General features: G+C 65.5%; 18 protein-coding genes. 7 read left to right on the plus strand and 11 right to left on the minus strand.

The features are described 5' to 3' along the window. Positions 1-21 precede the first annotated feature (21 nt). From ACNJ7E_RS16560 to ACNJ7E_RS16570, 3 genes are all read right to left on the minus strand, one after another. Complete coding sequence (locus tag ACNJ7E_RS16560; RefSeq protein ID WP_280784806.1) at positions 22-1,068, minus strand: GGDEF domain-containing protein; 1,047 nt, start codon at positions 1,066-1,068, stop codon at positions 22-24. Between the two features lie 70 nt (positions 1,069-1,138). Continuing rightward, positions 1,139-2,038, minus strand: a complete 900-nt coding sequence (locus ACNJ7E_RS16565; RefSeq protein ID WP_280784805.1) for a carbon-nitrogen hydrolase family protein — start codon at positions 2,036-2,038, stop codon at positions 1,139-1,141. 4 nt (positions 2,039-2,042) lie between these two features. Beyond that, the gene (locus ACNJ7E_RS16570) at positions 2,043-3,548 is read right to left on the minus strand and encodes an APC family permease (RefSeq protein WP_418340466.1); all 1,506 of its coding nucleotides are present in this window, start codon (positions 3,546-3,548) and stop codon (positions 2,043-2,045) included. A 126-nt stretch (positions 3,549-3,674) separates the two neighbouring features. Here ACNJ7E_RS16570 and ACNJ7E_RS16575 point away from each other — a divergent pair, with 126 nt between their 5' ends. Beyond that, a complete protein-coding gene (locus ACNJ7E_RS16575) occupies positions 3,675-4,271 on the plus strand; it encodes a TetR/AcrR family transcriptional regulator (protein ID WP_280784803.1) in 597 nt (198 codons plus the stop codon). 259 nt (positions 4,272-4,530) lie between these two features. Further along, positions 4,531-7,788 (plus strand): protein kinase domain-containing protein, encoded by a 3,258-nt coding sequence (locus ACNJ7E_RS16580; RefSeq protein ID WP_280784802.1) that lies wholly within the window; start codon positions 4,531-4,533, stop codon positions 7,786-7,788. Positions 7,789-7,944: 156 nt separating this feature from the next. On the opposite strand, the gene ACNJ7E_RS16585 is transcribed toward ACNJ7E_RS16580, so the two are convergent. Further along, positions 7,945-8,799, minus strand: a complete 855-nt coding sequence (locus ACNJ7E_RS16585) for a TauD/TfdA dioxygenase family protein (protein ID WP_280784801.1) — start codon at positions 8,797-8,799, stop codon at positions 7,945-7,947. 203 nt (positions 8,800-9,002) lie between these two features. Next, positions 9,003-10,358: an MFS transporter gene (locus ACNJ7E_RS16590; protein WP_283336489.1), complete on the minus strand. Its 1,356-nt coding sequence runs from the start codon at positions 10,356-10,358 to the stop codon at positions 9,003-9,005. A gap of 447 nt (positions 10,359-10,805) precedes the next feature. Here ACNJ7E_RS16590 and ACNJ7E_RS16595 point away from each other — a divergent pair, with 447 nt between their 5' ends. The 3 genes from ACNJ7E_RS16595 to ACNJ7E_RS16605 all read left to right on the plus strand — a co-directional run bounded on the left by ACNJ7E_RS16595 (position 10,806) and on the right by ACNJ7E_RS16605 (position 13,328). Beyond that, positions 10,806-11,336, plus strand: coding sequence for a transposase (locus tag ACNJ7E_RS16595; RefSeq protein ID WP_283354556.1), 531 nt, complete (start codon positions 10,806-10,808; stop codon positions 11,334-11,336). A gap of 141 nt (positions 11,337-11,477) precedes the next feature. After that, positions 11,478-12,491 (plus strand): Lrp/AsnC family transcriptional regulator, encoded by a 1,014-nt coding sequence (locus ACNJ7E_RS16600; protein WP_280784798.1) that lies wholly within the window; start codon positions 11,478-11,480, stop codon positions 12,489-12,491. Positions 12,492-12,968: 477 nt separating this feature from the next. Beyond that, positions 12,969-13,328 (plus strand): transposase, encoded by a 360-nt coding sequence (locus tag ACNJ7E_RS16605; protein WP_418340473.1) that lies wholly within the window; start codon positions 12,969-12,971, stop codon positions 13,326-13,328. Here the strand turns inward: ACNJ7E_RS16605 and ACNJ7E_RS16610 are convergent. From ACNJ7E_RS16610 to ACNJ7E_RS16630, 5 genes are all read right to left on the minus strand, one after another. Next, positions 13,284-15,683: a xanthine dehydrogenase family protein molybdopterin-binding subunit gene (locus ACNJ7E_RS16610; RefSeq protein ID WP_009477005.1), complete on the minus strand. Its 2,400-nt coding sequence runs from the start codon at positions 15,681-15,683 to the stop codon at positions 13,284-13,286. The two genes, ACNJ7E_RS16605 and ACNJ7E_RS16610, sit on opposite strands and share 45 nt — an antisense overlap. Then, a complete protein-coding gene (locus tag ACNJ7E_RS16615; RefSeq protein ID WP_009477006.1) occupies positions 15,680-16,225 on the minus strand; it encodes a (2Fe-2S)-binding protein in 546 nt (181 codons plus the stop codon). Before ACNJ7E_RS16615 ends, ACNJ7E_RS16610 begins: the two co-directional genes overlap by 4 nt. Beyond that, positions 16,222-17,091 carry an FAD binding domain-containing protein gene (locus ACNJ7E_RS16620; RefSeq protein ID WP_418340467.1) on the minus strand — a complete coding sequence of 290 codons (870 nt, stop codon included), beginning with the start codon at positions 17,089-17,091 and terminating at the stop codon, positions 16,222-16,224. Before ACNJ7E_RS16620 ends, ACNJ7E_RS16615 begins: the two co-directional genes overlap by 4 nt. Then, positions 17,091-17,477, minus strand: coding sequence for a hypothetical protein (locus tag ACNJ7E_RS16625; RefSeq protein ID WP_418340468.1), 387 nt, complete (start codon positions 17,475-17,477; stop codon positions 17,091-17,093). The genes ACNJ7E_RS16620 and ACNJ7E_RS16625 overlap by 1 nt, the downstream gene beginning before the upstream one ends. A 261-nt stretch (positions 17,478-17,738) precedes the next feature. After that, positions 17,739-18,287 (minus strand): MarR family winged helix-turn-helix transcriptional regulator, encoded by a 549-nt coding sequence (locus ACNJ7E_RS16630; RefSeq protein WP_009477009.1) that lies wholly within the window; start codon positions 18,285-18,287, stop codon positions 17,739-17,741. 183 nt (positions 18,288-18,470) lie between these two features. Between ACNJ7E_RS16630 and ACNJ7E_RS16635 the strand changes: the two genes are divergently transcribed. Then, positions 18,471-19,448 (plus strand): XdhC family protein, encoded by a 978-nt coding sequence (locus tag ACNJ7E_RS16635; RefSeq protein WP_283336496.1) that lies wholly within the window; start codon positions 18,471-18,473, stop codon positions 19,446-19,448. A 180-nt stretch (positions 19,449-19,628) separates the two neighbouring features. Beyond that, complete coding sequence (locus ACNJ7E_RS16640; RefSeq protein ID WP_280784793.1) at positions 19,629-20,006, plus strand: hypothetical protein; 378 nt, start codon at positions 19,629-19,631, stop codon at positions 20,004-20,006. A 28-nt stretch (positions 20,007-20,034) separates the two neighbouring features. On the opposite strand, the gene ACNJ7E_RS16645 is transcribed toward ACNJ7E_RS16640, so the two are convergent. Then, a complete protein-coding gene (locus tag ACNJ7E_RS16645; protein ID WP_280784792.1) occupies positions 20,035-20,424 on the minus strand; it encodes a hypothetical protein in 390 nt (129 codons plus the stop codon). Positions 20,425-20,739: the final 315 nt, after the last annotated feature.

Raw genomic sequence — 20,739 nt, forward strand, 5'->3', positions numbered from 1 at the left:
TGCGGCGTCTGCCCAGGTGTTTCACCCCGTCCGCAGTGTGGGTTCGTCGGCGGGCGGTTCGGGTGGGTGCTGTCGCTGCTTCGCCGTGTACAGCTCGCGGTCGGCGTGCCGGTAGAGCGCGGTGAGTGGGTCGGCCTCGCCGGTGCACGACGCGCAGCCGAAGCTGAATGGGGTCGGGCTTTCCCGGGCGAGTTGCGCCATCACGCCGGGCAGCTCGGCGTGGTGCTCGCCGACCGCGCAGGTGACGAACTCGTCGCCGCCGACCCGGGCGAGAAGGGCGCCGCGGGGCAGGTGCTCGGCGAGGTAGTTGGCGAGGTCGACGAGAACCGCGTCGCCCGCGGCGTGGCCGTAGTGATCGTTGGTGGACTTGAACTGGTCGACGTCGATGAGGACCAACGTCACGGAGACCTGTCCGGTGCCCGCGCCTTCGAGGGCGTGCCGGAACGCGAGCTCGAAACCGGCGCGGTTGAGCAGGGCCGTCAGTCCGTCGGTGCTGGCCGATTCGATCAGGGTCCGGGTGAGGGATCCGAACATTTCGGCCGCGCCGACCACGCAGGTGACGGCCACGACGAGAACGGCGGCCTTCACGGTCACCGTGTCCACCTCGACCGGCACCAGCGTCAACGCGGTGGGTGCGACGACGACTCCGACCACCATCAACGCGGTGAGGCATCCGACGAGGAGCCTCGACTGCCGTTTCGGGTAGAACACGACGAAATACATCGCCAGGAACATCGCCGCGATCGCGCAGAGGAGTTGGGCCACGGCGAGAACGAGACCGGACATGACGATCGGTGTGGCGAGCAGTGCCGCCGTCGTGCAGACCTGGTAGGCGCGTCGGCTCGGCCTGCGCCCGCCCCGGTGCAGCACGACGAGTGCGAACACTCCGAGAAGAACGCCGGCCGTGCGAGCGGCGACGGTCTCCGGCCGAATCGACAACCCGACCATGGGCGGGAGGACGAACCCCGCGAGGTGCAGCGCAGTCGTGATCCACAGGTAGCGGCGCAGGATGCGCGGCTGATAGTCCTGCAGGACCGTGTCGACGGACGACGCAGCGAGGGGCCTCACCCTCGCAATTATCCAGGACCGGTCCCGGAAAGGGCGGGCTCCCGCGACCGCCCCTCCCGGGAGGGGCGAGTCAGCTGGGCGCGGTCGCGGGGACCTGCACGGCGGTTTCGTGCCACGGCGGTGTCTGGATGCCCGCGCCGCCGTACATCGGGAGTCGGATCCCGTCGCCGTGCCGGGCGATCTGGTCCCAGGGGCGGTTGAGGCCGAACGTGCCGTACGTGCGGACCCGGGTCACGGCGTCGAGGTCGAGGGTGTCGACGAGGACTTCTTCTCCCGACCCGGCCTGCTGGCGGATGATGCCCTCGGGGTCGACGACGACGCTGGCGCCGACCCCGGCCGGGTCGGCGCCGTTCACGTTGACGACGTAGACCTGGTTGGTCCACGCGTTGGCGCGGGAGCAGACGAGTTCCATCTCGCGGTCACGGGTGGTGGTGAGGGTGGGTTGGATGATCACTTCCGCCCCGAGCCAGGCCAGTTGGCGTGCGGTCTCCGGGAAGGAGCCGTCGTAGCAGATCGCCAGGCCGATCCGGCCGGTGCCGGGGATGTCGAAGACGACGAACTCGCTTCCGGGTGCGGTCTGCTCGTACGGCTGCCAGGGGAAGACCTTGCGGTAGCGGGCCACCACCTCGCCGAGCGGCGACACGGCGATGGCGGTGTTGTAGATCCTGTCGTCGTCGCCGCGCTCGTAGAGGCTTCCGGGCACCAGCCACAGGCCGGTTTCCTCGGCGAGTGCGCAGATCCGGTCGATGTGGGGACCGGCGAGTGGCAGCGCCACCTGGTCCATCCAGTCGGCGCGGGCCTGCAGGAGAGGCGCCTCCGCGGCCAGCACGAGTTCGGGGACCACGACGAGTTCGACGTGCGGGAAGGTGTCGCGCACGGCGCGGACCTGGTCGGCGAACCGCTGCCAGGTGGCCTCCACGTCGAACGGGACCGGGGCGGTCTGGATGGCGGCGATGGTCAGTGTGCGCATGGGTTCAGTCCTCTGTGACGGTCAGTTCGGTGACGGCGGTGCGGCCGTCTCGGAAGAAGCGGCGGAAACGGGTGCGGACGAGCAGCATCACCACGGCGCCGACGGCGATCGAGCCCACACCGAGCAGGAACACCCCGCCGATGCCGTGGAACGAGGTCGCCCCGTAGCCCGGGTCGAGCATGTCGTGGGCGCTGCGCGCGAAGGCGGCGAGCATGATCGTCCCGCCCAGTGCGGGCAGGATTCCCCGGAGGAACAGGTCGCGCGGCGAGTCGGTCAGGCGGTGGCGGAAGTACCAGACACAGGCGAGACCGGTGACGCCGTAGTAGAACGCGATGAGCAGTCCGATCGAAAGGATCGCGTCGCCGAGGAAGTTGCCGGAGACGAGCGTGAGGACGGTCAGCAGGACCGCGGCGGTCGCACCGAAGAACACGGTGGCGAACGCGGGCGTGCGGTAGGTGGGGTGGATTCGGGTGAAGGTGCGGGGCAGTGCGCCGTGGGCGCCCATGGAGAGGGTGGCGCGTGAGCTGCCGATGACACACGTGAGCAGCGCCGAGATCGCCGACACGCAGATGGCGAGTTCGACCACCTTCGACAGGCCCGCGCCGAGTACCGGCGGCCCGAGCGTGGCGAGTACGTCCCCCGCGTTGTCGGGATTGCCCAGGCCCAGCCCGTCGGTGCCGATGCCGGCGAAGCTGATCGCGGCGAATCCGGTGAAGAGGTACGTGCCGAGCAGGACGAGGGTGGAGATCACGGCGGCCTGACCGGGGATGCGGTCGCTGTCACGGGTTTCCTCGTTGACGGTGATCAGCGCGTCCCATCCCCAGTAGATGAACAGGCACAGCAGCACCGCCTCCGCGAAGGGGCCGAAGCCGCCGAACGCGAACGGGTTCAGCCAGGACAGGCTCGGTGCGGAGGCGCCGGTGCGGGCGAACGCGGCCGCTCCGAACCCGAACAGGGCGACCAGTTGCAGCCCCAGCAGCACGTACTGCACGGACGCGGCCAGTTGCAGCCCGCGGTAGGCGATGGTGGTGACCGCGGCGACGATCAGGACCGCGGTGACGATCACCGCGACGTTGTCGGACGCCAGCGAATCCAGGCCGAGCAGGGTCAGGAGGTACCCGGCTCCGACTCGGGCGAGTGCCGTCATCGCGATGAGGGTCGCGATCTGCACCACCCAGCCGCCGGAGAGCCATCCCGTGTGCGGACCGAACGCGCGGGTGGTCCAGACGAACGTGGTGCCGCAGTCCGGCATCTCCCGGTTCAGCTCGCGAAAAGCGAACGCGGTCAGAAGGATCGGCACGAAACCGAGGAGCAGGGCGGCGGGGGCGAGGTTTCCGACGACCATCGTCACGAAACCGAGCGTGACCGCGATGCTGTACGCCGGCGCGACCGAGGACAGGCCGAGCGCGACTGCGGCGAGCAGACCCACGGAGCCGCCCCGCAGTCCCTTTCCGGTGGGTGCTGGTGGTGGGTCGAGACTCGTCTCGGCGTCGGTGGGATTGGTCGACACGGTGACTCCTGAGATCGGGTTGGATTCTTTAAATAGAAATTTAAGAACAGTGTGATCTACCTGTCAATAGCTGGGCAGGTATTGTCTAAATCTCCATATAGAAACCGGTAAGGATGGAGCGAGGGCGTGGCACGGAAGAAGGATCAGGGGGCCCGCCGGGCCGAACTCGGTGAGGCCGTCCAGCGGGCGGTGCTCGCGCGCGGACTGGAGGGGGTGCGTCTGCGTGACATCGCGGAGCAGGCCGGGGTCACCCCTGCGGCGGTGCTCTACTACGGCGACCTGGACGCGTTGATCTACGAGACGTATCAGCGGGCCATCGAGCGGTTCAGTCAGGAGCGTGAGCGCGTCGCCGACCAGTTCCCCGACGCGCGCGACCGCCTCCGGGCCTGCATCGACCACGGCGTCGCGAGCGGACCGGACGACGAACTGGTCCGACTGCTGTTCGAATGCTGGCCGAGATCGCTGCGCGACGCCAAGGCGGCGGCCCTGGACAGTTCGCTGACCGAGCGCCAAATCGCCGTCTACTACGGCATTCTCGTCATCGGTCAGACTCAGGGTCACTTCACGCTCACCGACCCGCCGCGCCTGCTCGCAGCGAACTTCGTGGCCATGGAGGACGGCTACCAGATGGAGGTGCTGGCCGGACGTCGCAGCCGTGGCGAGGTGATCGCCAGCCTCCACTCCTACGCGCGCGCGGCCACCGGCCACGATCTGAGCGGCTAGGCCGAGTGTGGGGAACTGTGAGTAACGGATAGGTTGGGTGCGCGTCGCCAGGCCCGGCCGCCGAGCACCGACAAGGAGCCTCCCATCAAGATCCTGCAGAACGTCTCTTCTCCGGCCTAACGACTGCCAGTGGATTTCGGAGAGGGCGGTGGCGTCCCGGCTCGAGCGTTGCAGCGATATCCTGGTAGGACGTTTTCGTGAGGTGAGCGCCGTGCTGCATCGTCAAGGGTGTCTCGTATCGGGTGAATCGGCGTAGCCGATGGTTGATGCCGATCCGTACCGGACACAGCGCGCGGTGGATGCTTCAGTCACAGCGGAGCTAGCAGCCGCCGGGCTCGAAGACGCCCAGGAAATCGGCCGCGGTGGCTTCGGCGTTGTCTACCGGTGTGTCCAGACTGAGCTGGACCGAACGGTCGCGGTGAAGGTCCTCACCGCCGACATGGAAGCGGAGAACCGGGCACGATTCTTCCGGGAACAGCAGGCGATGGGCAGGTTGACCGGCCACCCGAACATCGTCCCTGTCCTGCAAGCCGGTGCCACCGCCACCGGCCGCCCCTACATCGTCATGCCCTATCACCCGCAGGACTCCTTGCAGGTGCGGATCCGAGACCACGGTCCCCTGCCATTGGGCGACGCGCTGCGGCTCGGAGTAAAGCTGGCTGGCGCGGTGGAGACGGCGCACCGGCTCGGCATCCTGCACCGCGACGTGAAACCGGCGAACATCCTGCTCACCGACTACGGCGAACCCGCGCTGACCGACTTCGGTATCGCGCACATCTCCGGAGGATTCGAGACGACCACCGGCACCGTGACCGGCTCGCCGGCATTCACCGCGCCCGAAGTGATCGCGGGCGATCCGCCGACCTCCAGTTCGGATATCTACGGTCTCGGGGCGACGCTGTTCTGCGCGCTCACCGGCCACGCCGCGTTTGAACGGCGCAGCGGTGAACAGCTGGTTGCCCAGTTCCTGAGGATCACAACACATCCGGTGCCGAATTTACGTGAGCAGGGAATCTCCGCCGACGTGGCGGAAGTGATCGAGCGGGCGATGTCGACGAATCCGGACGACCGCCCGTCCGCCGTCCAGCTCGGCGACGAACTCCGCGAGATCCAGCTCCACCGGGGATTTGCGGTCGACGGAATGGCCGTGCAGGGCGTTACGGGGTCCTCGCCGCGGAAACTGCCGAACTCTGTCGTGCAGCGCCTGACGATGGCGCGCACCGTCGGGGACGTCAAGACGAATATTTGCCTGGAACTCACCAGTTTCGTCGGCCGACGGAACGAGGTGACAGAACTCAAGAACCTGTTGTCGGATTCTCGTTTGGTGTCGCTCACCGGGATCGGTGGTGTGGGGAAGACGCGTCTGGCGTTGCGGGTCGCGACCATCACGCACCGCGATTACGCCGACGGAGTGTGGCTCGTGGAGCTGGGCGAGCTGCGTGACGAGTCGTTGCTCGTCGACATGGTCGCCGCATCTCTCGGATTGGGTGATCACTCGGCCAGGCCGTTGATCGAGGTGCTGGTGGAGTTTCTGGTGCCGCGCGAGCTGTTGCTGGTCTTCGACAACTGCGAGCACGTCCTCGGCGGGGCCGCGGGGTTGGCCGAGACGCTGCTGCGGACGTGTCCGGGATTGCGAATCCTCGCCACCAGCCGCGAGCCACTCGGTATCGGCGGGGAATCACTGCTCCGGGTGCCCCCGCTCACTGTCCCCGACCCCGACGGACGGCCCTCCCTGCAGGGGCTGCCCAGCTACGATGCGGTGACCTTGTTCGCCGATCGCGCAGCCGCAGCTGTGCCCGGATTCGAGCTCACCGAGGACAACGGTGTCGCGGTCGCCGGGATCTGCCATCGCCTGGACGGATTGCCGCTGCCGATCGAACTGGCGGCGACACGGTTGCGGGCGATGTCGCCCGAGCAGATCCTTGCGCGGCTGACCGACCGTTACACGCTGCTGACCCGCGGCAGCCGAGGCGCACCCTCTCGTCAGCAGACCCTTCGGCTGTGTATCGATTGGAGCTACGATCTGTGCACCCCGCAGGAGCAACAGTTGTGGTCTCGGTTGTCCGTGTTCGCCGGTAGCTTCGAACTCGATGCGGTGGAACAGGTCTGCGGGAATGGCCTGGCATCGTCGGATCCGCTTGACGCCGTGACCTCCCTGGTGGACAAATCGATCGTGATCCGGGTGGAATCCGGCTCGGCCGTGTGCTTTCGGCTGCTCGAGACCCTGCGAGAGTACGGGCATGAGAAGCTCCAGGCCACCGAGGAGTATGTCGAACTGCGTCGACGGCACCGCGACTGGTATGAGCAACTGACCGCCGAGGCTGAAGCCGAGTGGATCAGCTCCCGGCAACTGGACTGGATCGCACGATTCGAGCGAGAACAAGCGAATCTGCGGGAGGCGATGGAGTTCTGCGTGTCCGACAGCCCCAACATCGGACTTCGCATCGCCGCGAGCTTGCTCCCCTTCTGGCTCTCCCGGAGCTTGCTCAGCGAGGGGCGATTCTGGCTGGGCCGCGTCCTTGCACACTTTCCAGCGGAGCCGACCCTGGAGCGAATCAAAGCGGTGTACGCCGGCAGCGTCCTGGCCGAATTGCAGGGCGACCTCTCCGCGGGGGCCGCATTGGTGGAGGAGGGCCGCAGGCTGGCCGAACAGACAACCGACGCGGTGAGCCACGCATACATCGAGTACGCGGACGGCCTTCTCGCCCTTTTCAGGGGTGATCCCACTCGCGCCTGCGCGCGACTGGAAAGCGCCGGCACCGTTTTCGGCACACAGGATGACGTTTCACACGTCGGGGTGCTGCACCGGCTGGGGATGGCCTACGAACAACTCGGCGAATCCCAGCGGGCGAGTGACTGTTACGAACAGATCGTCGCGATCACACAGGCGCACGGTGAATCGATGTACCAGTCGTTCGCGCTCTGGGCCATGGGTGACGCGGTGTGGCGCCACGGTGATACCGATCGGGCAGTTCGGCTACTCGAACAGTCATTGCAGTTGACCAGGCGGGTGAATACCCCGCGCACCGCCATCGCGTGCCTCGAGACACTGGGCTCGATCGCCGCCGAAGCGCATGACGCGCGACGCGCGGTCATCCTGATGGCGGCCGCCGACGAACTCGGACGCACCGTGGGCAGCCCCACGGTGGGGTTCCCCCAATTACTCGTCTCCCGCGAGGAGTCCGAACAGAATGCCTATGGAGCGCTCGGCAAGAGCTCCATGGAGGCGGCGCGCCGAGAGGGTCGGCGCTTGGGCTTTGACGCCGCCATCGCCTATGCCCTCGGCGAACGGCTCCCGGACGCCACGTCGGATACCTCAGTGAAACTGACCAAACGTGAACGGCAGGTCGCCGAACTGATCGCCGCCGAAGGCCTGACCAACAGGGCGATCGCCGCCCGACTGGTGATATCGCCCCGCACTGCGCAAGGTCACGTGGAGCACCTACTCACCAAACTCGGTTTCACCTCCCGCGCGCAGATCGCAGCGTGGGTCGTCGAGCAGGACCGGCAACCATGACACACGAAATGAATGAAGACGGAGACGGGGATTTCCTCGATCCCCTGCCCCGGTAGATATTCTGCAGTTGCGGATCTATCTATCCGCGCCAAAGCGAGGAAGGGATGAGTGCTGCTGGGCGACCGGTAATCTGGTCGCCCAGCAGGCCACCGGGTGTCAGGCCGGGCGGTCGCCTCTGAGGGTGACGCGGTGCATGCGCCTGTAGTGCGGGTGATAGTCGCCGACCGCGTAGTGTTGCGTCGACCGGTTGTCCCAGATCACGAGGGAGTTCGGTTCCCAACGGAATCGGACCTGATATTCCGGGGTCTTGGCGAGGCCCGTGAGCATGTTTCGTAGCGAGTCACTCAGCTGCGGAGGAACCCCCGAGATGCGTGAGGTGAACAACTCGTTGACGTAGACAAGTCTGCGACCGGTTTCTGGATGCTTGCGCACGACGGGATGGGTCATCGGAGGATACTTTCGGCGTGTTTCCTCGTACCGTGCTTCCCCGTCATCTCCTTGGCGGACGACGCCGGTCAGTTCCTTTTCCCAATCGTGCACGGCCTCGAGCCCGTCGATGAGGTTCTTCATCGTCTCCGGTAGCGCGTCATACGCGGCAGTCATGCTCGACCACAGTGTGTCACCACCGCAGGGCGGGATGTCCTGGGCGTGGAGGCAGGTCGCGGAATTTGGAGTCGCCTGCCAGGTCAGATCGGAGTGCCAGACGTCGGTTCCGGCTGCGCGACCGCGAGATTCGAGCACCTCGATGAACGGGTTTCCCGGAAGGGAGGGAAAGAATGCACTTACTTCCTGGGGGTCTCCGAACACCTTCGCGAATCGGAGCTGATCTTCTGGCTCGAGGTGCTGATCGCGAAGAAACAGGACTTCGTGTTCCAGGAAGGCTGTGCGCAGTTCGGTCTGGCACTGCGGTGTGATCTCGTCACGAAGATCCAGGCCGTGGATGAACGCCCCGATGGTTGGTGTTGCGCGTTCCAGGGTGAATGTTTCGTATCGTGATTCATTGCTGCTCATAGGGTTTCCTTCCGTCAGCGTGTTATCTGTTACTAGATGGGGGCGAATTCTGTGCCGCGGCGGGCGGAGCCTGAACCCCTAGAGCACAGGACGGTGAGCACCCCTTCTCCGAGAGGTTGTTCTTTCAGGAGTTGTGGGACCGATCAGAGTTCGCTGTCATTGTGAGTGCTTCCGTGCCCGAGAGGCGACGTCCATGAGGGGCATCACTCCGAGTAGGTGGGAGTGCGGAGCCCGCTCACGTTATCGGTGCCGATTCCGCTGTCGGCTTGCGTATCTTTTTTCCGGTTCGTCCGTCCGAGCACCAGTACGCAGACGAACGACAGTGCTGCGGTGACGAAGACATACAGGGAAATGGAGATGGACGCATGGGTTGCGCTGAGTAGTGTTCCGGCGATGAGCGGCGCGATGGCGCTGCCCAAGAGGTTGCCGAGGGTGGTGGCCAGCGACAGCCCGCTGTAGCGGACTCGTGCGTCGAACGCCTCGGAGAAGTATGCCGGCTGCAGCGCCCACGGGATGTATACGGCGATGGTCGCGGCGACGTAGCAGACAGCGATGAAGCCGTACGAGCCCGAGTCGAGCGCCCAGTAGAGGGGGAAGGCGAGAGAACCGATGAGGGCAAGGCCGAGCAGGAAGAGCCGTTGCCGGCCGAATCTGTCGGAGAGCGCACCTGCGATCGGGGTGACCACGAATCCGACCGCGGAGGTGACGATCACCAGAATCAGCATGGAACTTTGGCTCAGGCCGCCTGCCTCTTGCGTGTAGACGAAGTTGTACACGGTCAGGAGGTAGAAGAAGATGCCCGGCGACAGGCTGGCGCCGGCGACCAGGAGCACCTGCTTCGGATGTGTGCGAAGAACTTCGATGATCGGCAGGCGCACGACGGCGTGCACATCCTTGACCCGGTCGAACTCCGGACTCTCGGCGACCTGTACCCGGATGATCAGTCCGGTGATCACCAGTACCGCACTGAGGAGGAACGGAACACGCCACCCCCAGGCCATGAAGTGATCATCGGCCATTGCATCGAGGGGTAGGTACACGGTCATCGCCAGGATCAGTCCGACCGCCACCCCCGCCTGCGGCCAGCTGCCGAAGAAACCACGTCGGCTATCGGGGGAATGCTCCGTCGCCATGAGCGCAGCGCCACCCCATTCGCCGCCGAGCGCGAAGCCTTGCGTCAGTCGCAGCAGCACCAGCAGCACCGGAGCGAAGGCGCCGATGGTGGCATATGTCGGCAACAGGCCGATCAGTACGGTGGCGACGCCCATGATCAAGATGGTGACGACCATCATCGATTTTCGGCCAACCCTGTCCCCGAAGTGACCGAAGACGATGGCTCCGATCGGACGGGCGACGAAGCCGGCGGCGAAGGTCGAGAAGGCCAGCAGGGTTCCGATGGCCGGGTCGAAGCTGGGGAAGAAGTGATGGTTGAACACGAGCACGGCTGCGGTGCTGTAGATGAAGAAGTCGTACCACTCGATGGTTGTGCCGATCAGGCTCGCCAGTGCGACCTTCTTCGGCGAGCCTGCGCCCGCTGGTCGTGCGATTGCACCACCCATATTGTGCCTCCCGGCTATTTGACGAACATGGGTCACGCGGCGCGTGAACCCGTGGCGAATCAGAGCGTTTTAGGGCGCCTCTGTTTCTGAATAACGTGCACAGATCGAAACCACCAAATTACTTAAGTGGTCAATATCTTAATGCTGAGGCTAGTTGTGCGCAAGCTCTCATTTCTTAAAGTTTGAGCCCTCAACCTGCTGTTATGCCGAACCGCGAGACCGCAAGATTCAGACACTGAGTGACGAATGAAATAGAGCGGAAAATGGATTCCCCGGCCCGAAACGCCGCTACGCACCTCGGTGGAATCAGCCACGCATGGCCGGCACGAAGAAATAGACCGTGTGCACAGTTAACGATTTCCACTCGTGGGCGGAAAGCAAGAGAAATCCACGTCGGATTAATGTGCGAAACATGGTCAGCGGCAAGCTGGCACACCACGAACAGAAATGTCCGCAGAGATGCGGATCCTGGCGGGGTTGCCGGCACTCACCCGAGCCGCGCGGGGTGCGATCGTGTGGGACGTCAGCGTGGATTCGACCATCGCGCAGGCTCACCAGCATGCGGCGGGCGTGCGCTGGGCTCCCGAGGCGCAGTCCGTGCCGCCCGGCGAGGTCGAGATCGAGCCCGCCGACCACGCGTTGCGGCGCTCCCGAGATGGGTGGACCACCAGGACGCATCTGGCCTACCTGGCCTACCTGGCCGCAGCGGTCCCTGATCACCTCGGCCGCGGCGTCAGCGTAGTCGTCCAGGTCGAACCGACGTCCGGGATCCCCGCTGCGCCCGGATCCCGGGGCGTCCCACGCGAGCAGCCTCAGGGAACTGTTGAGCTCACCGAATTGTGGTGCGAAACTGTCGGCGCTACCACCGATTCCGCGCAGCAGGAGCACGGGACCGGTGCCAGCCCCGACTACGTGCGCCACGACGCCCGCCCGCTGTCTACCCGCCCGTTGGACGGCACCTTCCTCACCCCTGACTGATTGTGTCCACATGCATCGACCTCGACTTCGTGGGCCGGGAGTCCCGGTTGCGCAACTCGCGCTCAACCACTCTGAGTGGCGCACCTCACGAGAACTGGGTTTTGGCCGATTTCCATAATTTTTACGGCCATAATGTCCAATATGACCTCTCAGGCTGCAGCAGAACTGGACCTTGCAATTATCGGCGCGCTGCAGCTCAACCCCCGCGCTGACTGGGCGGACTTGGCGGAGGCACTTCAGTACTCGCCGAAGACACTCGCCCGAAGATGGAAGCTGTTGTCCGAGAGCGGCTCGGCATGGATCGCGGTGGCTCCGGGCCCGACCTTCCTGCAATTCGGATGTGCCGCATGGCTTGCGATCACCTGCAGACCCCAGAGCAAGCATGACGTTGCAGAAGCCCTGATTGCCGAACCAGCAGTCGACACGGTATCGAGCACATCCGGGACGTCGGACTTCCATGTGATCGTGTTCGTCTCCAGCATTGCCGACCTCACCCGTCTGCTCACCGACCGCATCGAGGTGATCGAAGGAATCAGGTCGGTGGCAACGACGGTCGTGCTTACCAACTACACAGAAGGCGCGCGGTGGCGCGTCCAGGCGTTAGACCTGGAACAGGCCAATCTTCTCCAATTGCCCCAGGCAGCGCCCACACGCAGGAAAACGATTCCATTCCTGGACGATCTCGATCGTTCTCTGCTCGGAGCTCTGGCGAAAGATGGGCGTCAAGCATGGACCACACTCGGCGAGCAATGCGATGTGACCGGACCGACCGCGCGGCGCCGCGTCGAAAGGCTGATCGACGGGGGCCACGTGGCCCTGCGCTGCGAGGGAGCGAACACACTTGTCGGACCAGTCGTTGAGACGACTTTCATGATCACGACCGCACCGAGCGAGTTGAACACGGTCGGCAACCTATTGAGCCGGATTCCAAAATGCCGAATTGCAAACGCCACTACCGGAACCTCGACAATCGTCGCCACGATGTGGTTTCAGACGATCAGCGAGATCGCGCCATTCGCGGCTGCACTCACGCGAGAACTTCCGTCCATCACCATTTCGGACCGGTTCATCAGCCTCCACACATTCAAGAGGGCAGGACACGTCCTTGATCAGGATGGACGAACCACCGGATTGATCCCACGGGCCATCTTCTAGCGGGAACCGAACAACCCGTAACCAGCCGACACCCGGAGCTCTTGGGGGTGACCGGTCATCGATCCGCTTCCGGAAGTTGAGTTGGGCGGCGCCGGCGGTGTTGGTTGTGGTGTTCGGGTTGGTGACGGTTCCGTGGCGTGCTGCCCGTCAATTCGCCGTTCCGTTTGTGCTGGCGTTGCGCCGATCGCCGCGCCGGCGGCGTGGTTCGTCATCGGGGTGGACCTGTTTTTCACCCCGGATTGAGCTCGCCGGTGCCACTCGGGCGGCGCGTGAGTTGCTGCTGGGGCTGTTCGACGGTCCGCCCGTCGGGACCTATGTCGAGGGCCGCGACGATCGGCCTTGGCTGTACCCCGAGGTTTAGGTCGTGTTTCAAAGGTGGTTCGGCTGTGAGTTTTCGATCAAGTGGGTGTGTCGGTGCCGCCCAGCGTCGCGGTGCCGGGGCGGGCGGACGTTACCGACGTGCAATGGGCGCGGTTGGTGCCGCTGCTGCCTCTGGGTAGGAAGGCGGGCCGTTCGCCGAAGTGGACGAAACGGCAGCTCATCGACGGGATCCGGTGGCGGATTCGGGCGGGTACGACGTGGCGGGATGTGCCGGCCCGGTACGAGCCGTGGCACGGTGTACTTGTTCCGGTGTTGGCGGCGGGCGGGGGTGTGGGTGCGGCGCCGAAGTGTCGCTGCGACGCAGGAACAGCGACGTTGCGCGTGAGGATGCCGCCGTCGGGTCCTGCTCCTGTCGACGTTCCGGTCGTCGGCGTGTGTGCCGACGACCGGTGGTCTGAGGTCCGGTTGAATTCAGGCGTGCGACAACGGCGGGAGACCGGGTACGCCGCCGGTTGAGAGTGCACGAAAGACGCGTTCTGGTGTCATCGGCAACTCGGTAAGCTGGGCACCGACCGCGTCGGCGATGGCCTGGGCAATTGCCGGGGCGATGGGGAGCATGCCGCCCTCCCCCATGCCTTTGGCGCCGAAGGGGCCGGCGCCGTGTCCCTGCTCCTGGGTGATCGAGACGAACCGCTCGGGGAGGTCCTCCGCGAGTGGGACGCGGTACAGCAGGGCCTCGGCGTTGAGAAGTTCACCGTTCTCGTAGCGCATTTCCTCGAACAGGGCCTGCGCGAGTCCAAGTATGGCGGCGCCTTCATCCTGACCGCGGCAGCCGATCTTGTTGATCACCTTGCCCGCGTCTCCACTGACCGCGAGCTGAAGGACCGTAACCCTACCGGTCTCCGGGTCGACTTCGACCTCGGCTGCCGCCCACCCGATCTCGTAGAAGACACACCGGGCGGCCAATGGCGCATCGGCATCATTGCGCACCTTGTAATAGCCGTCGGCCGAGAACTCGAACCCGGTGTGGCCGAAGAACTCCATGATCCGCTCGAAAAGCGGATATACCTCGCCTGTGGGGGTGCGCACCGTCCAGTCGTCGAGCACTGAGGTGGCCGGGTCGATGGCGAACTGTTCACCGGCCCACTCGAGCACTTGTCTACGCAGGTTCTCCGCCGCGTTCCGGACGGCCTGTCCCATCACCACCACGCCGGACGAGGCGTTGGTGCCCTGATCGAAGGGGGTGTGGTCGGTGTCGATGCGCGTGTACACGACGCGGTCGCGGCTGGTGCGCAGGACGTCGGCGACGATCTGGGACATCGCGGAGTGCCCGCCCTGGCCCATTTCGGTGAGCGCGCAATTGAGGAAGACGTCGCCGTTGGCGGTCACCTTGACCCGCGCCATCGCGGGCTTGTTGCCGCCGCCACTGTCCTTGAGCCCGACGCATACCCCCATGCCGCGGTTTCCGCTGCGATCCCTGGAGTGGTAGCCGATAGCGTCCGCGACCAGACGCATTCCTTCGGCGAGGTCGGAGTCGATCCCCGCATCCCCGGGGACGAATTCTTCGCCGAGCTTTTTGAGGTTTTTCAGCCGCAGTGCGTAGGGATCGATGCCGAGTCGCTGCGCGATGAGGTCGATCTGACGTTCGCCGGCCCACGTGGTCTGGGTGGCCCCGAATCCGCGCATGGCGCCGGCGGGCACAGTGTTCGTGGTAACCGCCTTGCAGACGGTGTCGATGTGCTGCCAGCGGTACGCGCCCGGCATCCGGTAGCCGGCCTTCTCCGCCACCGCCGGACTGTGTTCGGCGTAGGCCCCGCTGTCGAGGAGCACCGTCGATTTGCGGGCGACAAAGGTGCCGTCCGCCTTGACGCCGGCCTTGACGATCAGCTTCGCCGCGTGCTGCGACACGGTGAGGAAGCCCTCTTCCGTGCTCATGCAGAACCGCACCGGCCGGCCGCCGCTGAGCTGGGACAGGCGGATGGCGACCGGGTCGGCCTTCGGGCCGTTCTTCGCGCCGAACGCGCCGCCGAGCAGGGCGACGTGCACCCGGATCCGGTTTTCGGGGAGGTTGAATACGTGCCCGAGTTCCTGGCGGAGGTTGAACGGGCTCTGTGTCGCCGTCCAGACCTCGATCTGTTCGTCGGTTGCCTCCGCGACCGTGACGAACGGTTCGAGATGCATGTGGTTCATCCGGGAGAAAAGGAAGGTGTCCTCGAAGATGTGGTCGCACTCCTCCCACACGTCCGGTGATCCAGTGCTGTAACGGAATTCGTAGCTGACATTGTGGTCGCTGCGCAGCGACGCCGACGCGCCGTTCCGGTACGGGGGCAACCCGCCGCGCGGCTCGAGCGGATGGATTGTCGGCGACGACGGATCGAGGGCCTCGTCGACGTCGAATACCGCCGGCAGGATCTCGTATTCGACCTGAATGAGGTCCAGTGCAGCCAGGGCCGTGCGCTCATCTACCGCAGCGACGGCGGCGACGATGTCGCCGACATAGCGGACGGTGTCGGTCGCGACGACCGGCTGGTCCTTGACCATGGTGCCGTAACACGCCAGGCCGTCGGTTTCGTTGCGCGTCAGTACCGCGGTGACGCCGTTCAGTGCCTCGGCGGCGCTCGCGTCGATGGACACGATACGAGCGTGCGCGTGCGGACTACGCAGCACCTTCGCGTGCAACATGCCCGGTCGCACGATGTCGGTGTTGTAGACCGCTTTGCCGGTCACCTTGACCGCGGCGTCCGCGCGCGGCAGATCGCGCCCGGTGACCCGCTTGTCCGGAGAGGCGGTCGGCAGCGAATACACGGTGTATCCGGTGCTCGCGGCGTCGGGGTGGACGTCGTGAGTGAAGGACTCGGCTGTCGTCGTCACGCGGATTCCCCGTTCGTCTCACCGGTCAGTTCGGCAGCGCGCTCGACCGATTCGAGGATCATCTCGTATCCGGTACAGCGACAGGTGTTGGAACTGATCCATTCGCGGATGGTGCCGCGATCGGGTTGTGGGTCCTGACGCAGCAGCCCGGTGGTGAGCATCAACATCCCGGACGTGCAGAAGCCGCACTGGAAACCCCCGCACTCGGAGAATGCACGTTGCTGCGGGGACAGCGCGCCGTCGGGCGCGGCCAACCCTTCCACTGTCTCGACCGAGGCGCCGTCGATGCTGAACGCGAAGGTCGAACAGGAGGCGACGGGCAGATCGTCCACGAGCACGGTGCACGCTCCACAGACCCCGCGCTCGCAGGAACCGCGAACGCCGTTGCAGCCGTGGTTGTTGCGCAGGACGTCGAGCAGGATGGCGTTGGCGGCGACGCGCACGGTCTGCTTGACGCCGTTCAGAGCGAACTCGATGCAGGTGTCGAGTTCACCGTCGGGGGCAGCGGATCGGTCGGTCTCGCGATCGGGGTACTCGGTCATCTCGTTGTCGTTCCCTTCAGCTGCGCACACGCCGCGGTGAGCAGGCGGCGCGTCAACACACGCACCAGGTGCCGGCGGTACTCCGCCGAGCCGGTGTAATCGGCACAATCGTCCGGTAGCTGCTGGGCAAGCTGCGCGCTCACCTCGAGCGGATCGAGTTCGCGGGCGCCGGTGTCGGCCGTCAGAGCGAATCCGTGGCGGTACTCGGAGCCCGATTGCGCGCGCACCTGCAGGGTGCCGTCGGGGTTGCGGCGCACCGCGAGGGCTACTGTCGCCGTCGGACGCATCGAACGCTCATATCCGAACCAGACGAGGTCGTCCGTTCGTACGGTGATGTCGGTCAACAGACCTCGCTGATCGGTTCCGCTGTCCGCCCACAACGACGCGACCGGGCGGGAGAGCGCGCCGGCGTCGAAGACCAGGTCCGCGCCGAGCGCCCCGAGAAGCAGCGGCATCTCGTAGCGGTACCGCCGCGCCATCAGGTTTCCGCCGACGGTCGCGGTGTAGCGGATCCGAACCGTGGCGATCGACGCCCATGCCGCCGCGAGGTCCGGGATCGCGGTGCCGACGATCTCGTCCGTCGCGCCCATGTGGTGGGTCACCATCGGGCCGATATGAAGTACGCCGGCCTCGTGTCTGATGGCGCGGAGCGCATCGACCTTCTGCAGCGACACCAACGTGTTTGGGGCGCACCCCTCACGGATCTGGGCGACCAGATCCGAGCAGCCCGCGGCGATGACGGCATCCGGATGTTCGGACACGATCGCGAGGGCGTCTTCGATGGTGGTGGGGCGATGGAGCCGGAAAGGGGCCATCGCGAGTTGGGTCTGCGCCACCAACCCGGCCCCCAGGGCCTGGGGGCGCATCAGCGGGCTCCCCGCACGAGTGTGCGGCGCGGTCTGCCATAGCCGGTATGCATGTGGTGATTCACCCCTTGTAGGGCGCGCCGTTCCACGGCCGCGGAGACGACGTCGAGTGCGGCGCGGACGGCTACCGAACAGAATCCGGTGTAGACGAACTTACGCCGATTCCGGCCCTGAAGATGCTCGCGAACGACGATCGGATCTTCGTCACCAACACTGTCGCAGGAGTCGGCCGGGTCGGTGTGGCGCAGCACGGTGGCCAAGGTGCCGCGCGAGGCGTTCCTGCCGTCAGCTGGATTCTGCTCGGGGGTCGCATCGCCGCGCAAGGGTAGGGCAGTCACTGTGCCGCCGCCCTCCGCAGCCACCGTGGCAAGGCCGCTCTTGTTCATGTGCCTCGTTCCATTCGAAAGGACAACGGATGACGGTCCAAGAAGACTCAGCGCAAAGTATCTTTGCTATAAGATAGTTCTACGTTCCTGGCTCCCCGAGGTCAATAGCGCGGCCAAAGTTGTCCGGCCCGGTCATTTCGAGGATTGCGGCACCTGGAGCACACCCCTCCCCGAAGAGTTGCAGGTCACAGTCCTGGTTGGGAGGATCACGGCAGGTCTTCCGGCGAGCACACCCCGGAGCGCTCATGTGGTTTCGACCCCCTACGCAGGCGCTGCACCGACCGACTTTGCGGTGTTCTCGGATGCAGCAGCCTGTAAAGACCCCTCCAGAACGGACAGAAGATCGGCGAGCTGCTCGCGCTGACCACCCCCGAGTCCCCCCTGCATCCGGGCCAGTTCCGCGAAGTGTGCATCCGAAACAGCGTCGACAAGTTTGCGGCCCGCCCCGGTGAGCGTCACATACACCACGCGGGAGTCGATGTCATCGCGCTCACGTAGCACCAGGCCGGCCTCCTCGAGCCGGTTCACCCGCATTGTCAGGCCACCCGTTGTCACCAAGGTCTGTTTCGCCAGCTCCCCGGCAGTGCGCCGGAACGTTGGTTCCGCACGCCGAAGGCAGGCGAGAACGTCGAACCCCGCCTCGTTCGTCCCGAACCGTTCGAACAGCTCATTGATCTGAGCCCGGTACAGCAGAAAACTCCGATGCAGCCGTCCGAAAATCTCCAAAGCCGACACGTCCAGCTCGGGACGCGTCCGAGCCCACTGCCGGATGATCTCACCGACCCCATCCGCCCGATCCGATTCGGCCACTTCACACTCCAGATTCGATACGGGCACGGTGCCGCGAATCAGTCTCGCCTACCGGCGACCGACTCACCGACAATTTCAGGACTTATCTTTGCGCAAAACTATTGTACGATCCTCGCCACCACCGCGACGGCTCCCCAGCCCCGGTCGCCGGAACCGTGACGCGAACAGAATTGCGAGGCACTCGTGAACACCGTCCTTCGCGACATCCACACTGAATGGGAAGCACACCGCGCTATCGCGGTCGCCACCGTCATAGCCACCCACGGGTCATCCCCACGAGACCCCGGCGCGATGCTCGCAGTCCACCAGGACGGAACCGTGGTCGGCAGCATCTCGGGCGGCTGCGTCGAAGGCGCCCTCTACGAAACCGCCCTCGACGTCCTCGCCACCGGGCACCCCCGAATCGAGCACTACGGCCCCACCGGCGACATCCTCGAACCCGGACTGACCTGCGGCGGATCACTGATCGTGCTCGTGGAACGAGTAGACCGCGAGACCATGCCGCAACTCGCCGACCTCATGGAACGGACGCTGCGCGACGAAACCGTCATCCTCGAGACGATCCTCACCGGACCGGAAGCAGGTACCCACCGCATCGCAAACGAACTCGACGCCCCCACCGGCCTGACCTCCTCCGGAACGCTGATTCGTCGCTTCCCGTCCCGGCCCCGGATGGTGATCGTGGGTTCGACCGACTTCGCAATGGAGACCGGGCTAGTCGGTACCCGAATGGGCTACCGGGTCACCATCTGCGATGCCCGCCCCGTGTTCACGACACCGCAGCGATTTCCCGATGTCGAAGAGGTCGTGTGCGAGTGGCCGTCGGACTGGATCACAAGTGAGCGCAACAAAGGCCGATTCGATTCCCGCACAGTCATTGTCGTTCTCACCCACGACCCCAAGATCGACATTCCCGTCCTCCTCGAATGCCTCGACGAGGCCAAATGGACACAGCCCCTCGCCTACGTCGGGGCCATGGGGTCACTCACCGCCGACACCAACCGACGGCGGGACCTGGCCGCAGCCGGCCTCCGCCCAGAAAGTCTTGCCACGCTATCCAGCCCGATCGGCCTCGACATCGGCAACCGGGGGCCAGCCGAGACCGCCATCTCCATCGCCGCCGAAATCATCGCCAGCCGGTCCGCGCCAGTGTGCTCATAGAAAGATGACCCCCATCCCGGTAACCCGCGAATCTCCAGCGCCGACCAGGACCAAAACCACCAGATCGATGCGCTGCGCCGCGCCGAGGCGATCGCCAGCCTCCACTCCTACGCGCGCGCGGCCACCGGCCACGATCTGAACGGCTAGGCCGAGTATGGGGAACTGTGAGTAACAGATAGGTTGGGTGCGCGTCGCCAGGCCCGGCCGCCGAGCACCGACAAGGAGCCTCCCATCAACATCCTGCAGAACGTCTCGAGCGAGATCCGCGAGTGGGAACGCGCCGTCACGACGGTGATGCTCCGCATACGCCAGATCGGGGTGCTGATCGACCGTCTGGGGCCCGCACTCGACGACCTGTCCGAACTGCTGGACGCCGCCAAGCAGATCGCGGAGACCGCGGAGGGGCTCGCCGTGAGCGCGAAGGGCATCGACCAGAGCGCCGAGATCATTGCCCGCGACGCGGAGAAGATCGCGCAGGCGCTGCCCGCGGTCGAGCGGCTGGGAAGACTCGCAGACCGCCTACCCGGTGGGGGTAGACGGTCTGCTGCCGGGCGGTGACGGGCGGATGGAGCCCCGTCACACGGTGTCAGTGAGCGAGGTCGTGGACCTCCGTGCCGGCGAGGCGCAGCTCGGCGGGTTGTGCGTCCGGGTCGTCGGCGATCCCCGAAATCGGCATCATGGCGAGGGCCTGGTCGAACGCGTCGACGAGCCATTCCCCGGTCACCGTCACGAGCCGGGTGTCCTCGGCGGCCGGCTGCTTCTGAAAGAAAGTCACCACCCACGGGTTCTGCGCGTCCGGATCGGAACTGAGATCCCCCGGTGCGTTGGTGGCGAGCAGGTAAATGCCGCGCTCGAAATCGACCCGGACGGCGTATCCGCTGCCGGTGTTGACGACGGTGGCCGGGCGGTGGGCGGCCAGGGCCAGCGTCATGAGGGCATCGGCGTAACGAGTGGTGTGCTCCACGGTGAGTGGCATGAACGATCACCTTTCAACTTCTGTGAGCGTCGCCGCGGCAGAGCAGGCCCGGAGTTCAGTGGTCCGAAAATGCAGTTCCTCCGACAGGTCACGAGAAGATAGAAGTCAAGCTGTTCGTCGGGAGCTTCGGCTGCGAGAGCGTCGTGCGGAATGGTGCTCTCACTGTCGGCCACCTTCGAGGTGGGCGTCCTGGCACAGCGTGCACAGTTGGTACGCCCGATTGGAGCACGGACGCGCCGGGCGGTCCGTGAACTCGGTAGCTGTGTACTCAACTACGACTAACCGTACGGTGCCGGGCCCGGATACGCGACACGG

Source organism: Rhodococcus mengyinensis, assembly GCF_048381435.1.
Classification (GTDB): domain Bacteria; phylum Actinomycetota; class Actinomycetes; order Mycobacteriales; family Mycobacteriaceae; genus Rhodococcus_F; species Rhodococcus_F opacus_D.